The 19,196-nt window shown below is 57.6% G+C and carries 14 protein-coding genes; 7 read left to right on the top strand and 7 right to left on the bottom strand.

Translation table 11 applies throughout. The annotated features are described in order from the left end of the window. Window positions 1–13 precede the first annotated feature (13 nt). Window positions 14–676, bottom strand: a complete 663-nt coding sequence (fsa, locus tag IPZ49_RS14865; RefSeq protein WP_032624911.1) for a fructose-6-phosphate aldolase — start codon at window positions 674–676, stop codon at window positions 14–16. A 127-nt stretch (window positions 677–803) separates the two neighbouring features. On the opposite strand from fsa, the gene IPZ49_RS14860 reads away from it, so the two are divergent. The 4 genes from IPZ49_RS14860 (at window position 804) to IPZ49_RS14845 (ending at window position 6,529) form a co-directional block, all read left to right on the top strand. Beyond that, window positions 804–1,703, top strand: coding sequence for a glycyl-radical enzyme activating protein (locus tag IPZ49_RS14860; RefSeq protein ID WP_023299664.1), 900 nt, complete (start codon window positions 804–806; stop codon window positions 1,701–1,703). 4 nt (window positions 1,704–1,707) lie between these two features. Next, complete coding sequence (locus tag IPZ49_RS14855) at window positions 1,708–4,140, top strand: formate C-acetyltransferase/glycerol dehydratase family glycyl radical enzyme (RefSeq protein WP_063146184.1); 2,433 nt, start codon at window positions 1,708–1,710, stop codon at window positions 4,138–4,140. Between the two features lie 166 nt (window positions 4,141–4,306). Further along, window positions 4,307–5,122 (top strand): Cof-type HAD-IIB family hydrolase, encoded by an 816-nt coding sequence (locus IPZ49_RS14850; RefSeq protein WP_022647539.1) that lies wholly within the window; start codon window positions 4,307–4,309, stop codon window positions 5,120–5,122. Between the two features lie 150 nt (window positions 5,123–5,272). Then, on the top strand, window positions 5,273–6,529 hold the full coding sequence (locus IPZ49_RS14845) for a DUF1479 domain-containing protein (RefSeq protein WP_063146185.1): 1,257 nt from the start codon (window positions 5,273–5,275) through the stop codon (window positions 6,527–6,529). Here the strand turns inward: IPZ49_RS14845 and IPZ49_RS14840 are convergent. Beyond that, the gene (locus IPZ49_RS14840; protein WP_063146186.1) at window positions 6,526–7,599 is read right to left on the bottom strand and encodes a LacI family DNA-binding transcriptional regulator; all 1,074 of its coding nucleotides are present in this window, start codon (window positions 7,597–7,599) and stop codon (window positions 6,526–6,528) included. The genes IPZ49_RS14845 and IPZ49_RS14840 overlap by 4 nt on opposite strands. A gap of 285 nt (window positions 7,600–7,884) precedes the next feature. On the opposite strand from IPZ49_RS14840, the gene IPZ49_RS14835 reads away from it, so the two are divergent. Beyond that, on the top strand, window positions 7,885–9,186 hold the full coding sequence (locus tag IPZ49_RS14835; RefSeq protein ID WP_023299659.1) for an MFS transporter: 1,302 nt from the start codon (window positions 7,885–7,887) through the stop codon (window positions 9,184–9,186). Between the two features lie 17 nt (window positions 9,187–9,203). Further along, complete coding sequence (locus tag IPZ49_RS14830; protein WP_063146187.1) at window positions 9,204–11,567, top strand: TIM-barrel domain-containing protein; 2,364 nt, start codon at window positions 9,204–9,206, stop codon at window positions 11,565–11,567. A 92-nt stretch (window positions 11,568–11,659) separates the two neighbouring features. On the opposite strand, the gene IPZ49_RS14825 is transcribed toward IPZ49_RS14830, so the two are convergent. Then, window positions 11,660–13,255, bottom strand: coding sequence for an ABC-F family ATPase (locus IPZ49_RS14825; protein ID WP_023299657.1), 1,596 nt, complete (start codon window positions 13,253–13,255; stop codon window positions 11,660–11,662). A gap of 222 nt (window positions 13,256–13,477) precedes the next feature. On the opposite strand from IPZ49_RS14825, the gene ldtB reads away from it, so the two are divergent. Next, window positions 13,478–14,398 (top strand): L,D-transpeptidase, encoded by a 921-nt coding sequence (gene ldtB / locus IPZ49_RS14820; RefSeq protein WP_003858435.1) that lies wholly within the window; start codon window positions 13,478–13,480, stop codon window positions 14,396–14,398. 41 nt (window positions 14,399–14,439) lie between these two features. Here the strand turns inward: ldtB and IPZ49_RS14815 are convergent, their stop codons facing one another. From IPZ49_RS14815 to IPZ49_RS14800, 4 genes are all read right to left on the bottom strand, one after another. Then, on the bottom strand, window positions 14,440–15,156 hold the full coding sequence (locus IPZ49_RS14815) for a GntR family transcriptional regulator (RefSeq protein WP_058646141.1): 717 nt from the start codon (window positions 15,154–15,156) through the stop codon (window positions 14,440–14,442). A 14-nt stretch (window positions 15,157–15,170) separates the two neighbouring features. Further along, a complete protein-coding gene (locus IPZ49_RS14810) occupies window positions 15,171–16,493 on the bottom strand; it encodes a PTS sugar transporter subunit IIC (protein WP_063146188.1) in 1,323 nt (440 codons plus the stop codon). A 51-nt stretch (window positions 16,494–16,544) separates the two neighbouring features. After that, entirely contained in the window at window positions 16,545–17,921 is a 1,377-nt protein-coding gene (locus tag IPZ49_RS14805; RefSeq protein WP_063146189.1) for a glycoside hydrolase family 1 protein, read from the bottom strand. Window positions 17,922–18,082: 161 nt separating this feature from the next. Next, entirely contained in the window at window positions 18,083–19,123 is a 1,041-nt protein-coding gene (locus IPZ49_RS14800) for an aldo/keto reductase (RefSeq protein ID WP_063146190.1), read from the bottom strand. Between the last annotated feature and the right edge of the window lie 73 nt (window positions 19,124–19,196).

Below are 19,196 nucleotides of genomic sequence, written 5' to 3'. Positions count from 1 at the left end.
CCCGGCAACAGCATCAAATAGACGTCCGCCCAAACGCCCCCTGCCAGTCCTGCTCAAACTTCACAATTGCCGCATCTACTGCCGGAGAGGTAATAAACTGCTGCGCCACGTCCAGCGGCAGCGTGATGGACTCGCACCCTGCCAGCAGGCAGTCCAGCGCCTGGCGCGGCGTTTTAAAGCTCGCGGCGAGCACTTTTGACTGCGGTGCGTGCAGCGTCAGCAATTGTTGCAGTTCAATCACGGTCTGGATCCCGTCCCCGCCCTGCGCGTCCACGCGGTTCACGTAAGGGGCTACATACTCAGCACCCGCCAGCGCGGAGAGCATCCCCTGCGCTGCGCCGTATACCGCGGTACCCAGGGTCGGGATCCCTTCTGCTTTCAGCATTTTGATCGCCGCCAGCCCTTCAGCGGTCACGGGCACTTTCACCACCAGGTCATTGATTATCGCGCGCAGCTTACGTGCGTCTTCCACCATCCCCTCGGCGGTCTTCGCCATCACCTGGGCGAACAGCCGGCCCTTGCCGCCCAGCGCGTCGTGCAGCGCGGGCAGCAACTCTTCCAGGGGGGTTTTACCCGCCGCCACAATGCTTGGGTTAGTGGTCACGCCCGCCAGCGGGAAGATACGCGCCAGCTTTTTGACTGCCGCAACGTCAGATGTGTCGAGATAAAGTTCCATGATGTCACCCTCAAAATTAGCCTGCATTTACCCTATCACGAGAAAACCTGCTCATGAATTGACCCACATCAAGATAACTTTCATTCGAAAGTATTTTAATCTTCATATGTAATCAGAGGGCAAAAAAATGATCTTCAACATACAGCGTTACTCCACCCACGACGGCCCCGGTATTCGAACCGTGGTGTTCCTGAAAGGCTGCTCGCTGGGCTGTCGCTGGTGCCAGAACCCGGAAAGCCGCTCCCGCACGCGGGACGTCCTGTTTGACGCCCGTCTGTGTCTGGACGGCTGTGACCTGTGTCAGCAGGCCGCGCCAGGGTGTGTTGAACGTGCGCTGAACGGGTTGATCATCCATCGTGAAAAATTAAGTGAAAAGACGCTCACTGCCCTCACCGACTGCTGCCCGACGCAGGCGCTTACCGTCTGCGGTGAAGAGAAGCAGGTGGAGGAGATTATGGCCACCGTGCTGCGCGACAAGCCCTTCTACGACCGCAGCGGCGGCGGGATCACCCTTTCCGGCGGCGAGCCGTTTATGAATCCTGACCTGGCGCACGCCCTGTTTAAAGCCAGCCATGAACAAGGCATTCATACCGCGGTTGAAACCTGCCTTCACGTGCCCTGGCATTATATCGAGCCTTCACTGCCGTATGTCGATCTGTTCCTGGCGGACCTGAAACATGTCGACGGCGAGGTGTTCAAGCAGTGGACCGATGGCTCTGCTAAGCGGATCCTGGACAACCTGAAGCGCCTGGCTACCGTCGGGAAGAAGATCACCATCCGCGTGCCGCTGATCCAGGGCTTTAACGCCGATGAAGCGTCGGTTACCGCCATTACCAACTTCGCCGCCGATGAACTCGGCGTCGATGATATTCATTTTCTGCCGTATCACACGCTGGGCATGAACAAATACACCCTGCTCGGCCAACCCTACTCTGCCCCTGACAAACCGCTGGATAACCCTGCCCTGCTGGACTTCGCGCAGCAGTATGCCTGCCAGAAAGGGTTAACCGCGACCTTACGAGGATAAACTTATGACCACCCTGAATCTCAACACCCTCAGCGAGCGCATCAAGGCGCACAAAACGGCTCTGGTGCATATCGTTAAGCCGCCGGTCTGTACCGAACGCGCGCAGCACTATACCGAAATGTATCAGCAGCATCTGGACAAGCCGATCCCGGTACGTCGCGCGCTGGCCCTCGCCCACCACCTGGCAAAACGTACCATCTGGATCAAGCACGACGAGCTGATTATCGGTAACCAGGCCAGCGAAGTGCGTGCCGCGCCGATCTTCCCAGAATATACCGTCTCCTGGATTGAGAAAGAGATTGACGATCTGGCGGACCGTCCAGGTGCAGGCTTTGCGGTGAGCGAAGAGAATAAACGCGTTCTGCATGAAATCTGCCCGTGGTGGCGCGGCCAGACGGTACAGGATCGCTGCTACGGTATGTTTACCGACGAGCAGAAGGGCCTGCTGGAAACCGGCATCATCAAAGCGGAAGGTAACATGACCTCCGGTGACGCACACCTGGCGGTGAATTTTCCGCTGGTGCTGGAGAAAGGGCTCAACGGCCTGCGCGCGAAAGTAGCCGAGCGCCGCTCGCGCATCAACCTGACGGTACTGGACGATCTGCACGGCGATCAGTTCCTGAAAGCCATTGATATCGTGCTGGAAGCCGTAAGCCTGCACATCAGGCGCTTCGCCGATCTGGCTCGTGAGATGGCCGCCAGCGAAACCCGCGACAGCCGCCGCGACGAGCTGCTGGCGATGGCGGAAAACTGCGACATCATCGCCCACCAGCCGCCAAAAACCTTCTGGCAGGCGCTACAGCTGTGCTACTTCATTCAGCTGATCCTGCAAATTGAGTCCAACGGTCACTCCGTCTCCTTTGCCCGTATGGACCAGTACCTTTACCCGTACTATCGCCGCGACGTGGAGCTGGACCAGAGCCTGGATCGCGAGCACGCCATCGAGCTGCTGCACAGCTGCTGGCTGAAGCTGCTGGAGGTGAACAAAATCCGCTCCGGCTCGCACTCCAAAGCCTCTGCGGGCAGCCCGCTGTATCAGAACGTCACCATTGGCGGCCAGAAGCTGGTCAACGGCGAGCCAATGGACGCGGTCAACCCGCTCTCCTACGCAATTCTGGAATCCTGCGGCCGTCTGCGCTCCACCCAGCCAAACCTGAGCGTGCGCTACCACGCTGGCATGAGCAACGACTTCCTCGACGCCTGCGTGCAGGTGATCCGCTGCGGCTTCGGGATGCCGGCGTTTAACAACGATGAAATCGTCATCCCGGAATTTATCAAGCTCGGCGTGGAACGGGACGATGCCTATGACTATGCGGCGATTGGCTGCATCGAAACCGCCGTCGGCGGAAAGTGGGGCTATCGCTGCACCGGCATGAGCTTTATCAACTTCGCTCGCGTGATGCTGGCAGCGCTGGAAGGCGGTCGCGATGCCACCAGCGGCCAGGTATTCCTGCCGCAGGAAAAAGCGCTTTCGGCCGGTAATTTCGGCAATTTCGACGAAGTGATGGCGGCGTGGGATAACCAGATCCGCTACTACACCCGCAAATCCATTGAGATCGAGTACGTGGTGGACACCATGCTGGAAGAGAACGTCCACGACATTCTCTGCTCGGCGCTGGTGGACGACTGCATCGAACGCGCGAAAAGCATTAAGCAGGGCGGCGCGAAGTACGACTGGGTTTCCGGCCTTCAGGTGGGGATCGCCAACCTCGGTAACAGCCTGGCCGCGGTGAAGAAGCTGGTGTTTGACCAGGGCGTTATCGGTCAGCAACAGCTGGCGGCGGCGCTGGCGGATGACTTCGAGGGGCTGACCCACGAGCAGCTGCGCCAGCGCCTGATCAACGGCGCGCCGAAGTACGGCAACGACGACGACAGCGTGGACCTGCTGCTGACCCGTGCCTACGAAACCTACATTAAAGAACTGAAGCAGTATCACAACCCACGCTACGGCCGTGGCCCAATTGGGGGTAACTACTACGCGGGCACGTCGTCTATCTCCGCAAACGTGCCGTTTGGCGCAGCAACCATGGCGACGCCGGACGGACGTAAAGCGCACACCCCGCTGGCGGAAGGGGCAAGCCCGGCCTCCGGTACCGACCACCTCGGCCCGACGGCGGTGATTGGCTCCGTGGGTAAACTGCCGACGGAAGCGATCCTCGGCGGCGTGCTGCTTAACCAGAAGCTGAACCCGTCGACGCTGGAAAACGACAGCGATCGCCAGAAGCTGATGGTGCTGCTGCGCACCTTCTTCGAGGTGCATAAAGGCTGGCATATTCAGTACAACATTGTCTCGCGCGAAACGCTGCTGGAAGCGAAGAAACACCCTGATCAGTATCGTGACCTGGTGGTGCGCGTCGCGGGTTACTCGGCGTTCTTCACCGCCCTGTCACCGGATGCGCAGGACGATATTATTGCCCGTACCGAGCATACACTGTAAAAAAACGCCCGGTGGCGCTTCGCTTACCGGGCCTACATTGTCTCCCCGTAGGCCGGGTAAGGCGAAGCCGCCACCCGGCTTTCTGACTTTCATTCGAAATTAAATTTGTGCTCCCCGTCACCTTGTTATTAGAATGTTTCAAAACGCAGTGACCCAGGAGCACAGTATGACCGTAAAAGTTATCGTCACCGATATGGACGGAACTTTCCTTGATGATGCCAAGCAGTACGATCGTGACCGCTTCCAGGCACAGTTTGAGCAGCTTAAAGCCCGTAACATCGAATTTGTTGTCGCCAGCGGCAACCAGTATTACCAGCTCATCTCCTTTTTCCCGGAGCTGAAAGATCAGATCTCCTTCGTCGCGGAAAACGGCGCGCTGGTGTTCGACCACGGCGAACAGATTTTCCACGGTGAGCTAACGCGTCATGAGTCGCAGATCGTCATTGGCGAGTTGCTGAAAGACAAAGGGCTGAACTTTGTGGCCTGCGGGCTGGAGAGCGCGTACGTCAGCGATAAGGCTCCAGAAGCGTTCGTGAAGCTGATGTCGAAACACTACCATCGCTTAAAACCCATCAGCGATTACCGCGACATTGAAGACGTGCTGTTTAAATTCTCCCTGAACCTGCCGGACAGCGATATCCCGAATCTGGTCGATAAACTGCATGTCTCCCTGGACGGCATCATGAAGCCGGTTACCAGCGGCTTCGGTTTTGTCGATTTGATTATCCCGGGCCTGCACAAAGCCAACGGCATCAGTCGTCTGCTGAAACGCTGGAAAGTCTCCCCGCAGGCGTGCGTGGGCATTGGCGACAGCGGCAACGATGCGGAAATGCTGAAGCTGGTGAAATATTCATTTGCGATGGGCAATGCGGCGGAAAGCATTCAAGCGGTCAGCCGTTACACTACTGACGATAACAACCATCAGGGCGCGCTGAATGTGATTCAGGCCGTGCTCGACGCCCACTCCCCGTTCGACGTCTGATCCCCTACCTGCCGGAGCCTCACTCCGGCCCCTTCACTCTTTTTCCATCCTGTGGCGCCCGTCAAGGTTTTAAACTTGCATTAACTTATTTTTAACTTAAAGTATCACTTGTAGACACTTTTACTTTCGAATGAAAGATACGAGGCAGTTATGACCTTTACCAGCGAAACGTTGCCAGCGGACCACAAAGCGGCAATTCGTCAGATGAAACGCGCGCTACGGGCCCAGATCGGTGACGTGCAGGCAGTGTTCGACCGGCTTAGCGACAAAATCGCCGCCCGCGTGGCGGAAATTAATGCCCTTAAATATAAAGGTGAATCCGTATGGCCGGTAATCCCCTTTACGGATGTGAAAAACGGTACGATCACCGCCGAACAGCGCGAAGCGGTTAAACGTCGCGGCTGCGCGGTGATCAAAAGCCACTTCCCGCGCGAGCAGGCGCTGGCATGGGATCAATCGATGCTCGACTACCTCGATCTGAATAAGTTTGACGAGGTTTACAAAGGACCCGGCGATAACTTCTTCGGCACCTTAACGGCCTCTCGCCCGGAGATTTATCCGATCTACTGGTCTCAGGCGCAAATGCAGGCGCGCCAGAGTGAAGAGATGGCACAGGTACAGTCGTTCCTGAATCGTTTATGGACATTTGAGAGCAACGGTAAGCAGTGGTTCGACCCGGACGTGAGCGTAATTTATCCGGACCGTATTCGCCGCCGCCCACCAGGAACAACCTCGAAAGGACTTGGCGCACACACCGATTCCGGCGCGCTGGAGCGCTGGCTGCTGCCCGCTTATCAGCAGGTCTTTGCCCGCGTGTTTGACGGCAACGTTGAGAAATACGATCCGTGGAATGCTGCGCACCGTACCGAGGTGGAAGAGTACACGGTGGATAACACCACCAAATGCTCCGTGTTCCGCACCTTCCAGGGCTGGACGGCACTGTCGGACATGATCCCCGGCCAGGGGCTGCTGCACGTGGTGCCGATCCCGGAAGCGATGGCTTACATTCTGCTGCGTCCGCTGCTGGACGACGTGCCGGAAGACGAACTGTGCGGCGTGGCGCCGGGGCGCGTGCTGCCGATTTCTGAGAAGTGGCATCCGCTGCTCATCGAATCGTTGACCAGCATTCCCGCGCTGGAAGCCGGTGATTCTGTCTGGTGGCACTGCGATGTGATCCACTCGGTCGCGCCGGTGGAAAACCAACAGGGCTGGGGCAACGTGATGTATATTCCTGCCGCGCCGATGTGCGAGAAAAACCTCGCCTACGCGAAAAAGATTAAGGAAGCGCTGGAAACCGGCGCGTCACCGGGAGATTTCCCGCGCGAGGATTATGAGAAAAGCTGGCAGGACCGTTTCACCGTGAACGATCTGAACATCCACGGCAAGCGCGCGCTGGGCATGGCTTAACTGTCGTAAAGCCCTTCCCGCTCAACGGCGGTGCGTCGTTTTCCCTGACGTATCCGCCGTACCGATTCCCGCACGGCCAGCGTGCCGTTTAGCAGCAATGTTCCGACCGGCGCGTCCGGGCGCATCAGCCGCTGCTGGAGCATATATACCGCTTCTGTTCCCAGCTCATCGCGCGGGACATGCACCGCCGTCAGAGGCACATCCTGAATCGCCGCGAGATTAAAGCCGTCGATGCTCATCACCGAGACATCCTGCGGCACGCGCAGACCGTGTTTTTGCAGGGCGCTGATGGTCCCCGCCGCCATAAAGTCGCCGCCCACCAGGAACGCCGTCGGCAGATCTTTCCCTTTTTGCTGGTGAAGCCACTCACTCACCAGTTGCTCCGTCTCTTTGGCGCTGAAGCTTGGCACCATCAGCAGATCGCGCCGGTCGCTGAACCTGAGGTTATGGCCGTGCCACGCGTCGCGGATCCCCGCCAGGCGCAGCTCCATGGTATAGCGACGCAGACACAGCACATTCATCACCTCCCGGTGCCCCATCTCGAACAGGTACTCCGCCGCCCGCTCGCCAATGGCGCGGTGATCCGGCGCGACGGCGGGCAGGCGCATGTGGCGGTCCCGGCAGTTAATCAGCATGCAGGGTTTGCCCACGTCTACCGCCAGATCGTGGATATGCTGATCGTCGATACCGAGGAGGATCGCCGCCTGGGTGTCCGCTTCGTTCATGCGGGCCAGAAACAGCTGGGCATCGCTGTCGTTCTCCTCCAGCGCACAATAGCGCAGGCGAACCTCGTGCGAAGCCAGTCCTTTGCTCACGCTCTGGATGACGCGGTAGTAAAAGATGTCAGACCGCTCGTCAAACGCCCGCTGCGGGGCAAACACCATCAGGCTGTTAAGCAACAGACGCCCCGCCGCCATGCCCTCCATTACCCCCAGCTCCCGCGCGCATGCCAGCACCGTTGCCCGTGCTTTTTCGCTGGTGTTTGCCTTTCCCGCCAGCACGCGGGAAACGGTGCTGATGGAGAGCCGGGTACGGGCGGCGATTTCGGTGATTTTAAGCCTTTTATCCATTTTGTGATCTGGCTCCGGATGTGAAATGAAAAAATTTTCACAACATCTTTATCAGGTAATAACTTGCGAGAAGGCCATAATGCCGAAAATTAAACCTCTGTTATGAGAAAGTTTGCACAAAATCCACTATTTCCTGCTCAATTTCTCTCTTAAGGTGAACCTGTCACACAACTTCCATACTAGTTGTATAGCAGCTTAGCACTCTAAAACAGATAACTTTCAAACGCCTGACGCTGTGTGACACCTGAACCTTTGTCCCTTACCGTCCGTCTTGTGGAGAAGAAAATGAGTCAGGACATCAACAACACCGTTGCGACAAGCAAAACCCGTCGCGTCATTAAGAATCTGCGCTGGTACGTACTGGTGCTGTTTCTTCTTGGCGTGACCGTAAACTACATTACCCGTAACTCGTTAGGTATTCTCGCCCCCGAGCTGAAAGAGAGCCTTGGTATCACCACCGAGCAATACTCGTGGATCGTCGGCGCGTTCCAGATCGCCTATACCATTTTCCAGCCCCTTTGCGGCTGGCTGATTGACGTTATCGGCCTCAAGATTGGCTTTATGGTCTGCGCCGGGATTTGGGCGCTGATGTGTATCTTCCACGCAGGTGCCGGGAGCTGGCTGCATCTCGCGATCCTGCGCTTCTTTATGGGCGCGTCCGAAGCCGCCGCCACGCCAGCGAACGCCAAAACCATCGGTGAATGGTTCCCGAAATCAGAGCGTCCTGTTGCCGCCGGTTGGGCGGGCGTGGGCTTCTCCATCGGTGCGATGCTGGCTCCGCCAATCATTTACTTCGCTCATGCGTCGTTCGGCTGGCAGGGTGCGTTTATGTTTACCGGCGTGCTGGCGCTGCTGTGGGTGATCCTGTGGTGGATCTTCTATCACAACCCGGAGCAGCACCCGAACCTGAGCCGCGACGAGCTGGCGTTTATCAAACAGGATAACGAACCCGCACCGGTCAGGCTGCCCTTTCTGACCGCGCTGAAAACCGTCTCGAAGAACAAACGGTTCTACGGTATCGCCATTCCGGCCTTTATGGCGGAACCCGCCTGGGCGGTGCTGAGCTTCTGGGTGCCGCTTTACCTCGCCAAAGAGCACGGCATGGATTTGAAACAGATCGCGATGTTCGCCTGGCTGCCGTTCCTCGCCGCCGACCTCGGCAGCGTGGCGAGCGGCTACCTCACCCGGCTTTATACCCGCTGGTTCGGCTGCACCCGCGTCAACTCGGTGGTGGCAAGTTCAGTGACCGGCGCGTTTTTGATGATTTCTCTGGCCGTTGTGGCCGTGACCCGCGACCCGTATATCACCATCGTGCTGATCTCCATCGGCGGTTTCGGCCACCAGATCATCTCCTGCATGCTGAGCGCGCTGGTCGTGGAGTCGTTCGACAAGGGCCAGATGGCGACGGTTAACGGCATGCGCGGCTCGGCGGCGTGGATCGCCAGCTTCCTGTTCTCCCTTTTGATTGGGGTGACCGCCGACAAAATCGGCTTCAACCCGCTCTTTATCGCCATGGGCTTCTTTGACCTGATTGGCGCTTTCTTCCTGGTGGCATTTATTGCTGAACGTCGCGCCAAGCGCGCCTGATAGTGGATGTATTGCATATGAAAACCCTGAAAAACTGGACCATCGATACGCAGTCAGCGAATCATCTGGAACTGCTGGTGGATAACCAGCACCGTCTGTGCCTGTATGTGCTGGAAGAGAATCTGTTCCGCGTGCTGATCAAGCGTAAAGGCCAGCTGGCGCTGGACCGCACCTGGAGCATCGCGCCGGAACAAGACGTACCGTGGGAAGGCCGCCGTCGCGACGATGTCAGCGGCTTCACCTGCCCGGCCTGGACACTGACGCAGCAGGGCGATGCGTTAACCGTAGCGACCGAACAACTGCGCGTCACCGTCCACCAGCCCCTGTGGCTGGAGTGGCACTACCGCAATGAGGCGGGCGAGTGGCAGCCGTTGGTCAATGACCGCCCGACCAGCGCCTACCTGCTGAACGCCCACGGTGACGGCGTGGCGCACTATCTCAGCCGTCGCAATGATGAACGTTTTTACGGTCTGGGTGAGAAAGCGGGGGATTTACAGCGCAACGGCAAACGCTATGAGATGCGTAACCTGGACGCGATGGGCTATAACGCCGCCAGCACCGATCCGCTGTACAAGCACATCCCGTTCACCCTCACCCGTCGCGATGACGTGAGCTACGGCCTGTTCTACGATAACCTGAGCAGCTGCTGGCTGGATCTGGGTAACGAGATCGACAACTATCACACCGCCTACCGCCGCTGGCAGGCGGAAGCGGGCGATATTGACTACTACCTCTTCACCGGCAAGCGCGTGCTGGACGTGACGAAAGCCTTCGTGCGCCTGACGGGGAAAACGCTGTTCGGACCGAAGTGGAGCCTGGGCTACAGCGGCTCAACCATGCACTACACCGACGCGCCGGACGCGCAGGACCAGCTGATGAACTTCATCCGCCTGTGCGATGAGCATGCCATTCCGTGCGACTCGTTCCAGCTCTCCTCCGGCTATACCTCGATTAACGGCAAGCGCTACGTCTTTAACTGGAACTACGACAAAGTGCCGCAGCCGAAGGTGATGAGCCAGGCGTTCCACGACGCGGGGCTGCGGCTTGCGGCAAACATCAAGCCGTGTCTGTTGCAGGATCATCCCCGCTACGGCGAAGTGGCGGAACGCGGCCTGTTCATTCGCGATTCAGAAACCGATGCGCCTGAACGTTCCAGCTTCTGGGATGACGAAGGATCGCATCTCGACTTCACCAACCCGCAGACGGTGCAGTGGTGGCAGAACGGCGTGACCACGCAGCTGCTGGAGATGGGCATCGACTCCACCTGGAACGACAACAACGAGTATGAAGTGTGGGAAGGGGAAGCGCGCTGCTATGGCTTCGGCCAGGAGATCGCCATCAAGCATATTCGCCCGGTGATGCCGCTGCTGATGATGCGCGCCTCGCTGGAAGCACAGCAGCGCTTTGCGCCGGATAAACGTCCGTATCTGATCTCCCGCTCCGGCTGTGCCGGAATGCAGCGCTACGTTCAGACCTGGAGCGGCGACAACCGTACCAACTGGGACACCCTGCGCTATAACATCCGCATGGGCCTGGGCATGAGCCTGTCCGGACTGTTCAACGTCGGTCACGACGTCGGCGGTTTCTCCGGCGACAAGCCGGATGCGGAGCTGTTCGTGCGCTGGGTACAGAACGGCGTGATGCATCCGCGCTTTACCATCCACTCGTGGAATGACGATCGCACCGTGAACGAACCGTGGATGTACCCGGGCGTGACCCCTGCGATTCGTAGCGCCATTGAACTGCGCTATCGCCTGCTGCCGTACCTCTACACCCTGCTCTGGCAGGCGCACGCCGACGACGAGCCGATGCTGCGCCCGACCTTCCTCGATCATGAGCACGATGCGCAGACCTTTGAAGAGTGCGACGACTTCCTGCTGGGCCGTGACCTGCTGGTGGCCAGCGTCGTCGAAGCCGGGCAGCGCGAGCGCCGCGTCTGGCTGCCGGATAACGAAACCGGCTGGTACGATTTTTACACCCACGCGTGGTATGCGGGCGGGCAATCGATCGTCCTTGATGCGCCGCTGGAAAAGCTGCCGCTTCTGGTGCGCGCAGGGGCCGGTTTGCCGCTCAGCGAACGCATCCGTCACGTGAGCGCCGATAAAGACGATACCCGCGAGCTAAAACTGTTCCCGGTGAAAGGCGTCGGCACCACCTCCGGGCTGCTGTTTGAGGATGACGGCGAAAGCTGGGGCTACCTGAACGGCAATGCGCTGTGGGTGGAATGGGAGATGGTGTGCGACGGCGCAAGTATCAACCTGAAGGTGAATGCGCGCGGCGACTATCGTCCGGCATGGAAGGCACTGAAGGTGTCGTTACCGACGGGGGAAAAACGTACGCTGCGGGTGAACGGGGTTGAAGGAGGCGAGTGGGTGGTTTAGTGCGGCCTGATGCCCTCACCCTAACCCTCTCCCACAGGGAGAGGGGATAGAACGTAGGCCGGGTAAGGCGAAGCCGCCACCCGGCTATTTTTTTAACTCTCGATACCTTTACTGCGCAGGTAATCTTCGTAGTTACCGGTGAAGTCCACCACGCGCTCTGGCGTGATTTCGATCACGCGGGTCGCCAGGGAGCTGACGAACTCACGGTCGTGAGAGACGAAGATTAGGGTGCCCTGATACATCTCCAGCGCCATGTTCAGGGATTCGATCGATTCCATATCCAGGTGGTTGGTTGGTTCGTCCATCACCAGGATATTCGGTTTTTCCATCATCAGCTTGCCGAACAGCATACGGCCCTTTTCACCACCGGAGAGCACTTTGGCGGGCTTTTTGATGTCGTCCTGGCTGAACAGCAGACGCCCCAGAATGCTGCGTACCGCCTGCTCGTCGTCGCCTTCCTGCTTCCACTGGCTCATCCAGTCGAAGACGGTCAGATCGTTTTCGAACTCATATTCATGGTCCTGCGCGTAGTAACCAATCTGCGCGTTTTCAGACCATTTCACGGTACCGTTATCCGGTTGCATTTCGCCCACCAGAGTTTTCAGCAGGGTAGATTTACCCACGCCGTTGGCGCCCAGGATAGCAATCTTCTCGCCCACTTCCAGCAGCAGGTTGAAGTTTTTGAACAGCGGGCCTTCATCGAAGCCTTTGGTGAGGGCTTCCACTTCCAGCGCGTTACGGAACAGCTTCTTGTCCTGCTCGAAGCGGATGAACGGGTTCTGACGGCTGGAGGCTTTTACCTCTTCGAGTTTGATTTTGTCGATCTGACGGGCACGCGACGTTGCCTGGCGCGATTTAGAGGCGTTGGCGCTGAAGCGGCTCACGAAGGATTGCAGGTCCGCAATCTGCGCTTTCTTCTTGGCGTTGTCGGCAAGCAGACGTTCACGCGCCTGGGTTGCCGCCGTCATGTACTCATCGTAGTTGCCCGGATAAACGCGCAGCTCGCCGTAATCCAGATCCGCCATGTGGGTACACACCATGTTCAGGAAGTGACGGTCGTGCGAGATGATGATCATGGTGCTGTCGCGATCGTTCAGCGTCTGCTCCAGCCAGCGGATGGTGTCGATGTCCAGGTTGTTGGTCGGTTCGTCGAGCAGCAGGATGTCTGGATTAGAGAACAGCGCCTGCGCCAGCAGCACACGCAGCTTCCAGCCTGGCGCAACTTCGCTCATCGGACCATAATGCTGTTCAACAGGAATGCCGACGCCCAGCAGCAGTTCGCCCGCACGCGCTTCCGCAGAATAACCGTCCATTTCGCCGTACTGCGTTTCCAGGTCGGCCACTTTGTAACCGTCTTCTTCGCTCATCTCAGCGAGACCGTAGATACGATCGCGCTCCTGCTTCACTTCCCACAGCTCCGCATGCCCCATGATCACGGTGTCGAGCACGGTGAACTCTTCGAAGGCGAACTGATCCTGACGCAGCTTACCGATACGCTCGTTCGGGTCGAGCGACACGTTGCCCAGCGTCGGCTCCAGGTCACCGCCGAGGATCTTCATAAAGGTGGATTTTCCGCTACCGTTGGCACCAATCAGGCCGTAACGGTTGCCGCCGCCAAATTTGACGGAAATATTTTCGAACAGCGGCTTACTGCCAAACTGCATAGTGACGTTGCTGGTAACTAACACGGAGAGATTCCTGCGAAAAGTGTGATAAACGCGGCATTATGCCACAATTCCGAATTGAGATCCTGTGTTGCGGCAATCCACTAAACTTTAACAAAATCGAAAAAAATGTGATTTCGTACACATCTGAATTCCCAGTTAACGGGAATGCACATATAATGCGCTCCCATTACAGATTCAGACTTCTCAACTCATCGCCAGAATGGCTTAGATACCTCGCATAACATGAACATGAAATTAACAACGCTTTTTGCGGCGGCGTTAGCCGTAGTAGGTTTTTGTAAGACCGCGTCTGCGGTGACGTATCCCCTGCCGACAGACGGAAGCCGTCTGGTGGGTGAAAACCAGGTGGTGACGGTTCCGGAAGGTAACACTCAGCCGCTGGAATACTTCGCGGCGCAGTATCAGCTCGGCCTGTCTAACATGCTGGAAGCGAACCCGGGCGTTGACCCGTATCTGCCGAAAGCGGGTACCGTACTCAACATTCCACAGCAGCTAATCCTGCCGGATACCGTGCACGAAGGTATCGTGATTAACAGCGCCGAAATGCGTCTGTATTACTACCCGAAAGGCACCAACACCGTGATCGTGCTGCCTATCGGTATCGGTCAGCTGGGTAAAGACACCCCGCTGAACTGGACCACCAAAGTGGAGCGTAAGAAAGCGGGCCCAACCTGGACGCCGACCGCCAAAATGCACGCTGAGTACATTGCTGCCGGTGAACCGCTACCGGCCGTTGTGCCTGCTGGCCCGGATAACCCGATGGGTCTGTACGCGCTGTACATTGGTCGTCTGTATGCCATCCACGGTACCAACGCCAACTTCGGTATCGGCCTGCGCGTAAGCCACGGCTGCGTACGTCTGCGTAATGAAGACATCAAATTCCTGTTCGATAACGTGCCGGTCGGTACGCGCGTGCAGTTCATTAACGAACCGGTGAAAGCGACGTCAGAGCCGGACGGCAGCCGTTACATTGAAGTGCATAACCCGCTGTCCACCAGCGAAGATCAGATCAACAACAACGAAATCGTACCGATTAAGCTGACCAGCGCGGTGCAGTCCGTTACCTCTCAGGCGGATGTTGACACGACCATCGTTGACCAGGCGATTCAGAACCGTTCCGGTATGCCGGTGCGTTTGAACTAATCGCGAGCACGAACAAAGCGGGCCTCGAGGCCCGCTTTTTTTTATCCGTTATTCACAATTACGATGCCGCCATGGTCATAGCGATAGTGACAATGGGCGTACTCCAGCGGCGTACCATCTTCCAGATAGATCACCTGCTCCACCTCCAGCACCGGGTCGGTTGGCTCACAGACCAGATGCTGCATATCCAGCGCACTGGGCTTCAGCGCCCGCACCACACGATACGATCCCATGATCTTCAGCCCCAGCATCTCCTGCACATACCGGAATACCGAACTTTCAAGATGGGTTTTGTTCAGCCCGGGCACCAGATTGAGCGGCATCACCGTGGCGTCCAGGGACATTGGCTCACCGTTGAGTAAACGCAGACGGATGAAGTCATAGATCGGCGTATCCGGATTTATCATCAGCGAGGCCTGCTCTTTCTCGTTCGGGAAGCGAAGTTCGAAGTGCACCACCTGGCTCGTCACCGTGCCTAAATGTTCCCAGGTTTTGGTCGCCCCAAAGTAGTCGCTGCCGGAGAGATCCCACTGAGAAAGCTGGAGGAAATTTTTGCGGATAAACGTGCCCTGTCCCTGCCGGGTATAGACCAGCCCTTCTACGATCAGCTGACGCATCGCCTGCTGAATGGTCATCCGGCTGGTGCTGAATTCCGCCGCCAGCGCGAACTGGTCCGGCAACGGTTCATTGGCGGCGTACTGCTGGGTAATAATGCGTTTCTTAATTTCCCGCGCTATGGTGATGTACTTCGCCGCCATCTTCCTTCCTTAAATTAGTTTTCTGTCCCGCTGTTTTTCAAGGCCACTCGCTCGGCCACCTTGAGGAAAGGCAGGTAGAAGAATACACCAAATACGATGATTGCCAACTGCACCACCACCGCCCGCCAGTCCCCCGCCGTCGCCAGCCAGGCGCTGAGGATCGGCGGCGTGGTCCACGGGATCATCACCACGCAGCGCGACATCAGACCCAGCGTGGTACAGAGCCACGCAAAGTAAATCCCGATGGCGGGCAGCAGCACAAACGGGATCATCAGCGGCAGGTTAAAGACAATCGGCAGGCCGAAAATCACCGGCTCGTTGATGTTGAACAGACCCGGCGCCAGTGACAGACGCGCCACCTGCTTCGCTGATTTCTGTCTTGAGAAGATGAAGATAGCGATCAGCAATGAGATAGTGCTGCCCGTCCCGCCCACCATGCCAAAGGTCGGCACAAAAATGTTGTTGATGATGTGTGGGATCGGCTGGCCGTTGGCAAAGGCCAGCATGTTCTCGTTGGTGTTGATCAGCAGAAATGGCTCCAACACCACGCTGTTGACTACCGACTGATGAATACCGAGCGTGAACAGGAAGTTACCGAAGCTGTAAATGAAGATCGTCCCGGGCAGACTGGTGTTGATCAGCCGCAGCGGCTGCTGAATGAATGTCGTAATGAGATGGATCAGATCCGTATGCAGCACGTTCGCCAGTATGGCCGCCAGCACCGCAAACAGTGAGAGCGTGAGGATTGTCGGGATCAGCGCGGTAAAGGATTTGCTCACCGCCGGAGGCACGTTCTCCCCCAGCGAAATGTGCAGCGCCTTCAGCCGTGAAATGGCGATAAACAGCTCGGTTGAGAGCAGCCCAATCAGCACCCCGGCGAAAATCCCGGTGGAGCCGATATTGGCGAACGTCAGCACCTGGGTGACGTTCACCGTGGCGTCGCTGCCGACAGGCGTAATCTGTAAGCGCATCGGCATCATGATGATGAAGCTGCTGACGGCGATAACCACTGCCGAGACCGGATTGTCGAAATCTTTGTTGCGCGCCAGCGACCAGGCGATCATCGGTGCCAGCAGCAGCGCGGCGATGTTCAGCGTGCCGTTGATAATCGCCTCGCCCCACACCTTAAACTGCGTGAGCGTGTCGCCTTCCAGCACCCATGGAAACACGACGTTGTTCACCAGCACCGCCAGACCGGCGAGGATGAAAATCGGCATCACCGTGGCGAAAGCGTCCCGCAGGGATCGCAGGTGTACCTGGTTTGCCAGGCGCGCCGAGAACTCAACAAATTTATCGACAAAAGACTGCATGTGCGGTGTTATTTTTGTTTCAGACATAGCGGAGTATTCCCATCAATCAGTCACAAAAACGGCCCGGCAGCGTACGGCTTACATCTCGCGTCCGTTAGTATGGATAACCTGTTTTAACCACGCGTAGCTCTTCTTCGGCACACGCTTAAGGTCTTTCAGGTCGTGATTTTCACGGTTGACGTAGACCACGCCGTAGCGCTTACGCATGTCACCCTGCGAGCTGAGAATGTCGATTAAGCCCCAGCCGAGGTAGCCCATTACCTCTGCCCCGTCCTCGAATATTGCCGCTTTCATCGCCTCGATGTGCGCCCGGTGGTAGTCGATGCGGTAGGTGTCCTCGATCGGGTTTACCCCGTCCCAGGACTCGATCACGCCGATGCCGTTTTCAATCGGGAATACCGGCATCCGCCAGTCGTTGGCATAGCGGGTGATGATGGTGCGAAAGCCCAGCGGGTCGATCTGCCAGTTCCACTCGGTGGCTTTCAGGTACGGGTTATTTTTCTCGCCATGCAGCAGGTAATGGTTCACCGGCGTGCCTTCAGGGATGGCATCGCTGTCCAGCGTTTTGCTGGCGTAATAGCTGAAGGCCATAAAGTCGTTCTTCGTGCGCGCAAACAGCGCGAGATCGTCTGCGCGGTAGATATCACCGAAGCCCTCCTGCTCCACCACCGCCATCACCGCCGGGCTGTAGCCCTGTCCCGCGAAGACGCGCAGCAGGTTCTGGTTGAGGAATTCGTCGTACTGCTGGGCGCAGAAGATATCGCGCGGTTTGCAGGTGGCTGGATAAATCAACTGGTGCGCCAGCATGCCGCCCATCAGCTTGCCTGGCTTAGTCTGGTGCAGGTATTCGGTCAGAGTCATGTGCGCCACCATCGCATGGTGCTGAAGCTCATACAGCTCGCGCAGGGTTTGCTCGCCTTTCATGTAACCGGAAATGCGAAAAGCTTCCGGCATATGGAAAATGTTCTGCTCGTTGAAGGTCAGCCAGTACTTCACGCGATCGCCGTAGCAGTCGATCATCTTCTTGCCGTAGCGGATAAAGGCCTCCATCACCCGGCGGTCGTTGAAGCCGTTGTACTCCTGCGCCAGCGCCAGCGGCATATCGAAGTGGTAGAGGCAGACCATCGGCTCAATACCGCGGGCGAGCAGATCGTTAATAAAGCTGTCGTAAAACGCGATACCTTCGGCGTTGAACTCGCCGTCACCCTGCGGGCAGACGCGGCTCCAGGAGATCTGGAAGCGGTAGCAGTTCATGCCCAGATCCTGCATCAGATCGAAATCTTCCCGGTAGCGGTGGTAGGAGTCGGTCGCCACTTTCCAGTCGGAGATGTTTTCTCCTGCTTCCCGAATGTCATATACCGACATCCCCTTCCCGCCCTCATTCCATGCCCCTTCCGTCTGCATGCTGGATACCGAGTTGCCCCATAAAAAGTTGGCTGGCAGTGATTTGTTCATGATTGCTCCCTATATGACTAGTCATTTAAATTTCATGACTAGTCATATAGATCGAGATCAAACATCAGGCAAAGAGAAGGAGCATTTTTTGTGAGGTGGGTTGAAATAAAGACCAGAGATAGTAGCCCCGGTAAGCGAAGCGCCACCGGGGAAAAGGAAGGTTACTGCTGCGCGAGCTGACTACGACGGTATTCCCCCTGCCGCTCCAGCATCCAGCCTGGATATTCGCGCGGCAGCGCGCTGACGGCATCAAGCTGTTTAAGCTCATCTTCGCTTAAACGGATCCCGGTGGCGGCAATATTATCGTCCAGCTGATCGACGCGTTTCGCACCAATAATGACGCTGGTCACCGCTTTTTGATGCAGCAGCCATGCCAGCGCGATTTGCGCCACGGAGACGCCCTTACGCTCGGCAATGACGCGCATTACGTCCACGCAGTCGAAGGCGCGATCTTTATTCACCGGCGGGAAGTCAAATTCCAGACGGCGGCCTCCGGTTTCGCTCTGCCCGTCACGACCGTATTTTCCGCTCAGCAGGCCGCCCGCCAGCGGGCTCCAGACCATCAATCCGACGCCTTCGCTCTGCATCATCGGCACCAGCTCGCGCTCCAGGTCACGTCCGGCAATGGTGTAATACGCCTGCAACGATGCGAAACGCGCCAGCCCAAGACGGTCAGAAATACCGAGCGCTTTGGCAATCTGCCACGCAGTCCAGTTCGAGACGCCGATGTATCGCACGTGACCGTGCTGTACAAGGTTATCCAGTGCGTAAAGCGTCTCCTCAATGGGGGTCGCGGGGTCGAAACCGTGCAGCTGATAGAGATCGATATGATCGAGCTGCAGGCGGCGCAGGCTCTCCTTTACGCTGTCGATAATGTGATAGCGCGAGCCGCCGCGTGAGTTCACTCCCGCCGTGCCCGTTTCACCAAACACCTTTGTGGCGACCACCACGTTTTCACGTGGAACGTTCAGGTTTTTCAGCGCCTGCCCGAGGATCTCCTCCGAGCGTCCTTCCGAATAGACGTCGGCAGTGTCGATAAAGTTGATGCCCGCGTCCAGCGCGCGGCCCACCAGCTGCTCGGCTTCGTTTTGCCTTAGCTGGCCAATCTTGCCCCACATGCCGCCCTCGCCGCCGAAGGTCATGGTGCCGAGGCAGAGTTCAGAAACAAACAGTCCGGTATTGCCCAGTTTTTGATAACGCATAACGCTTTCCTCGCATGTCGATTGGGTGTCTGTTAGTTATACCCGCCCCCCAGCCATCGCGAATGTGGCGTTC

This window comes from Enterobacter cloacae complex sp. S2, assembly GCF_015159675.1.
Taxonomy (GTDB): domain Bacteria; phylum Pseudomonadota; class Gammaproteobacteria; order Enterobacterales; family Enterobacteriaceae; genus Enterobacter; species Enterobacter intestinihominis.
This window is presented reverse-complemented; position numbering and strand designations above follow the sequence as displayed.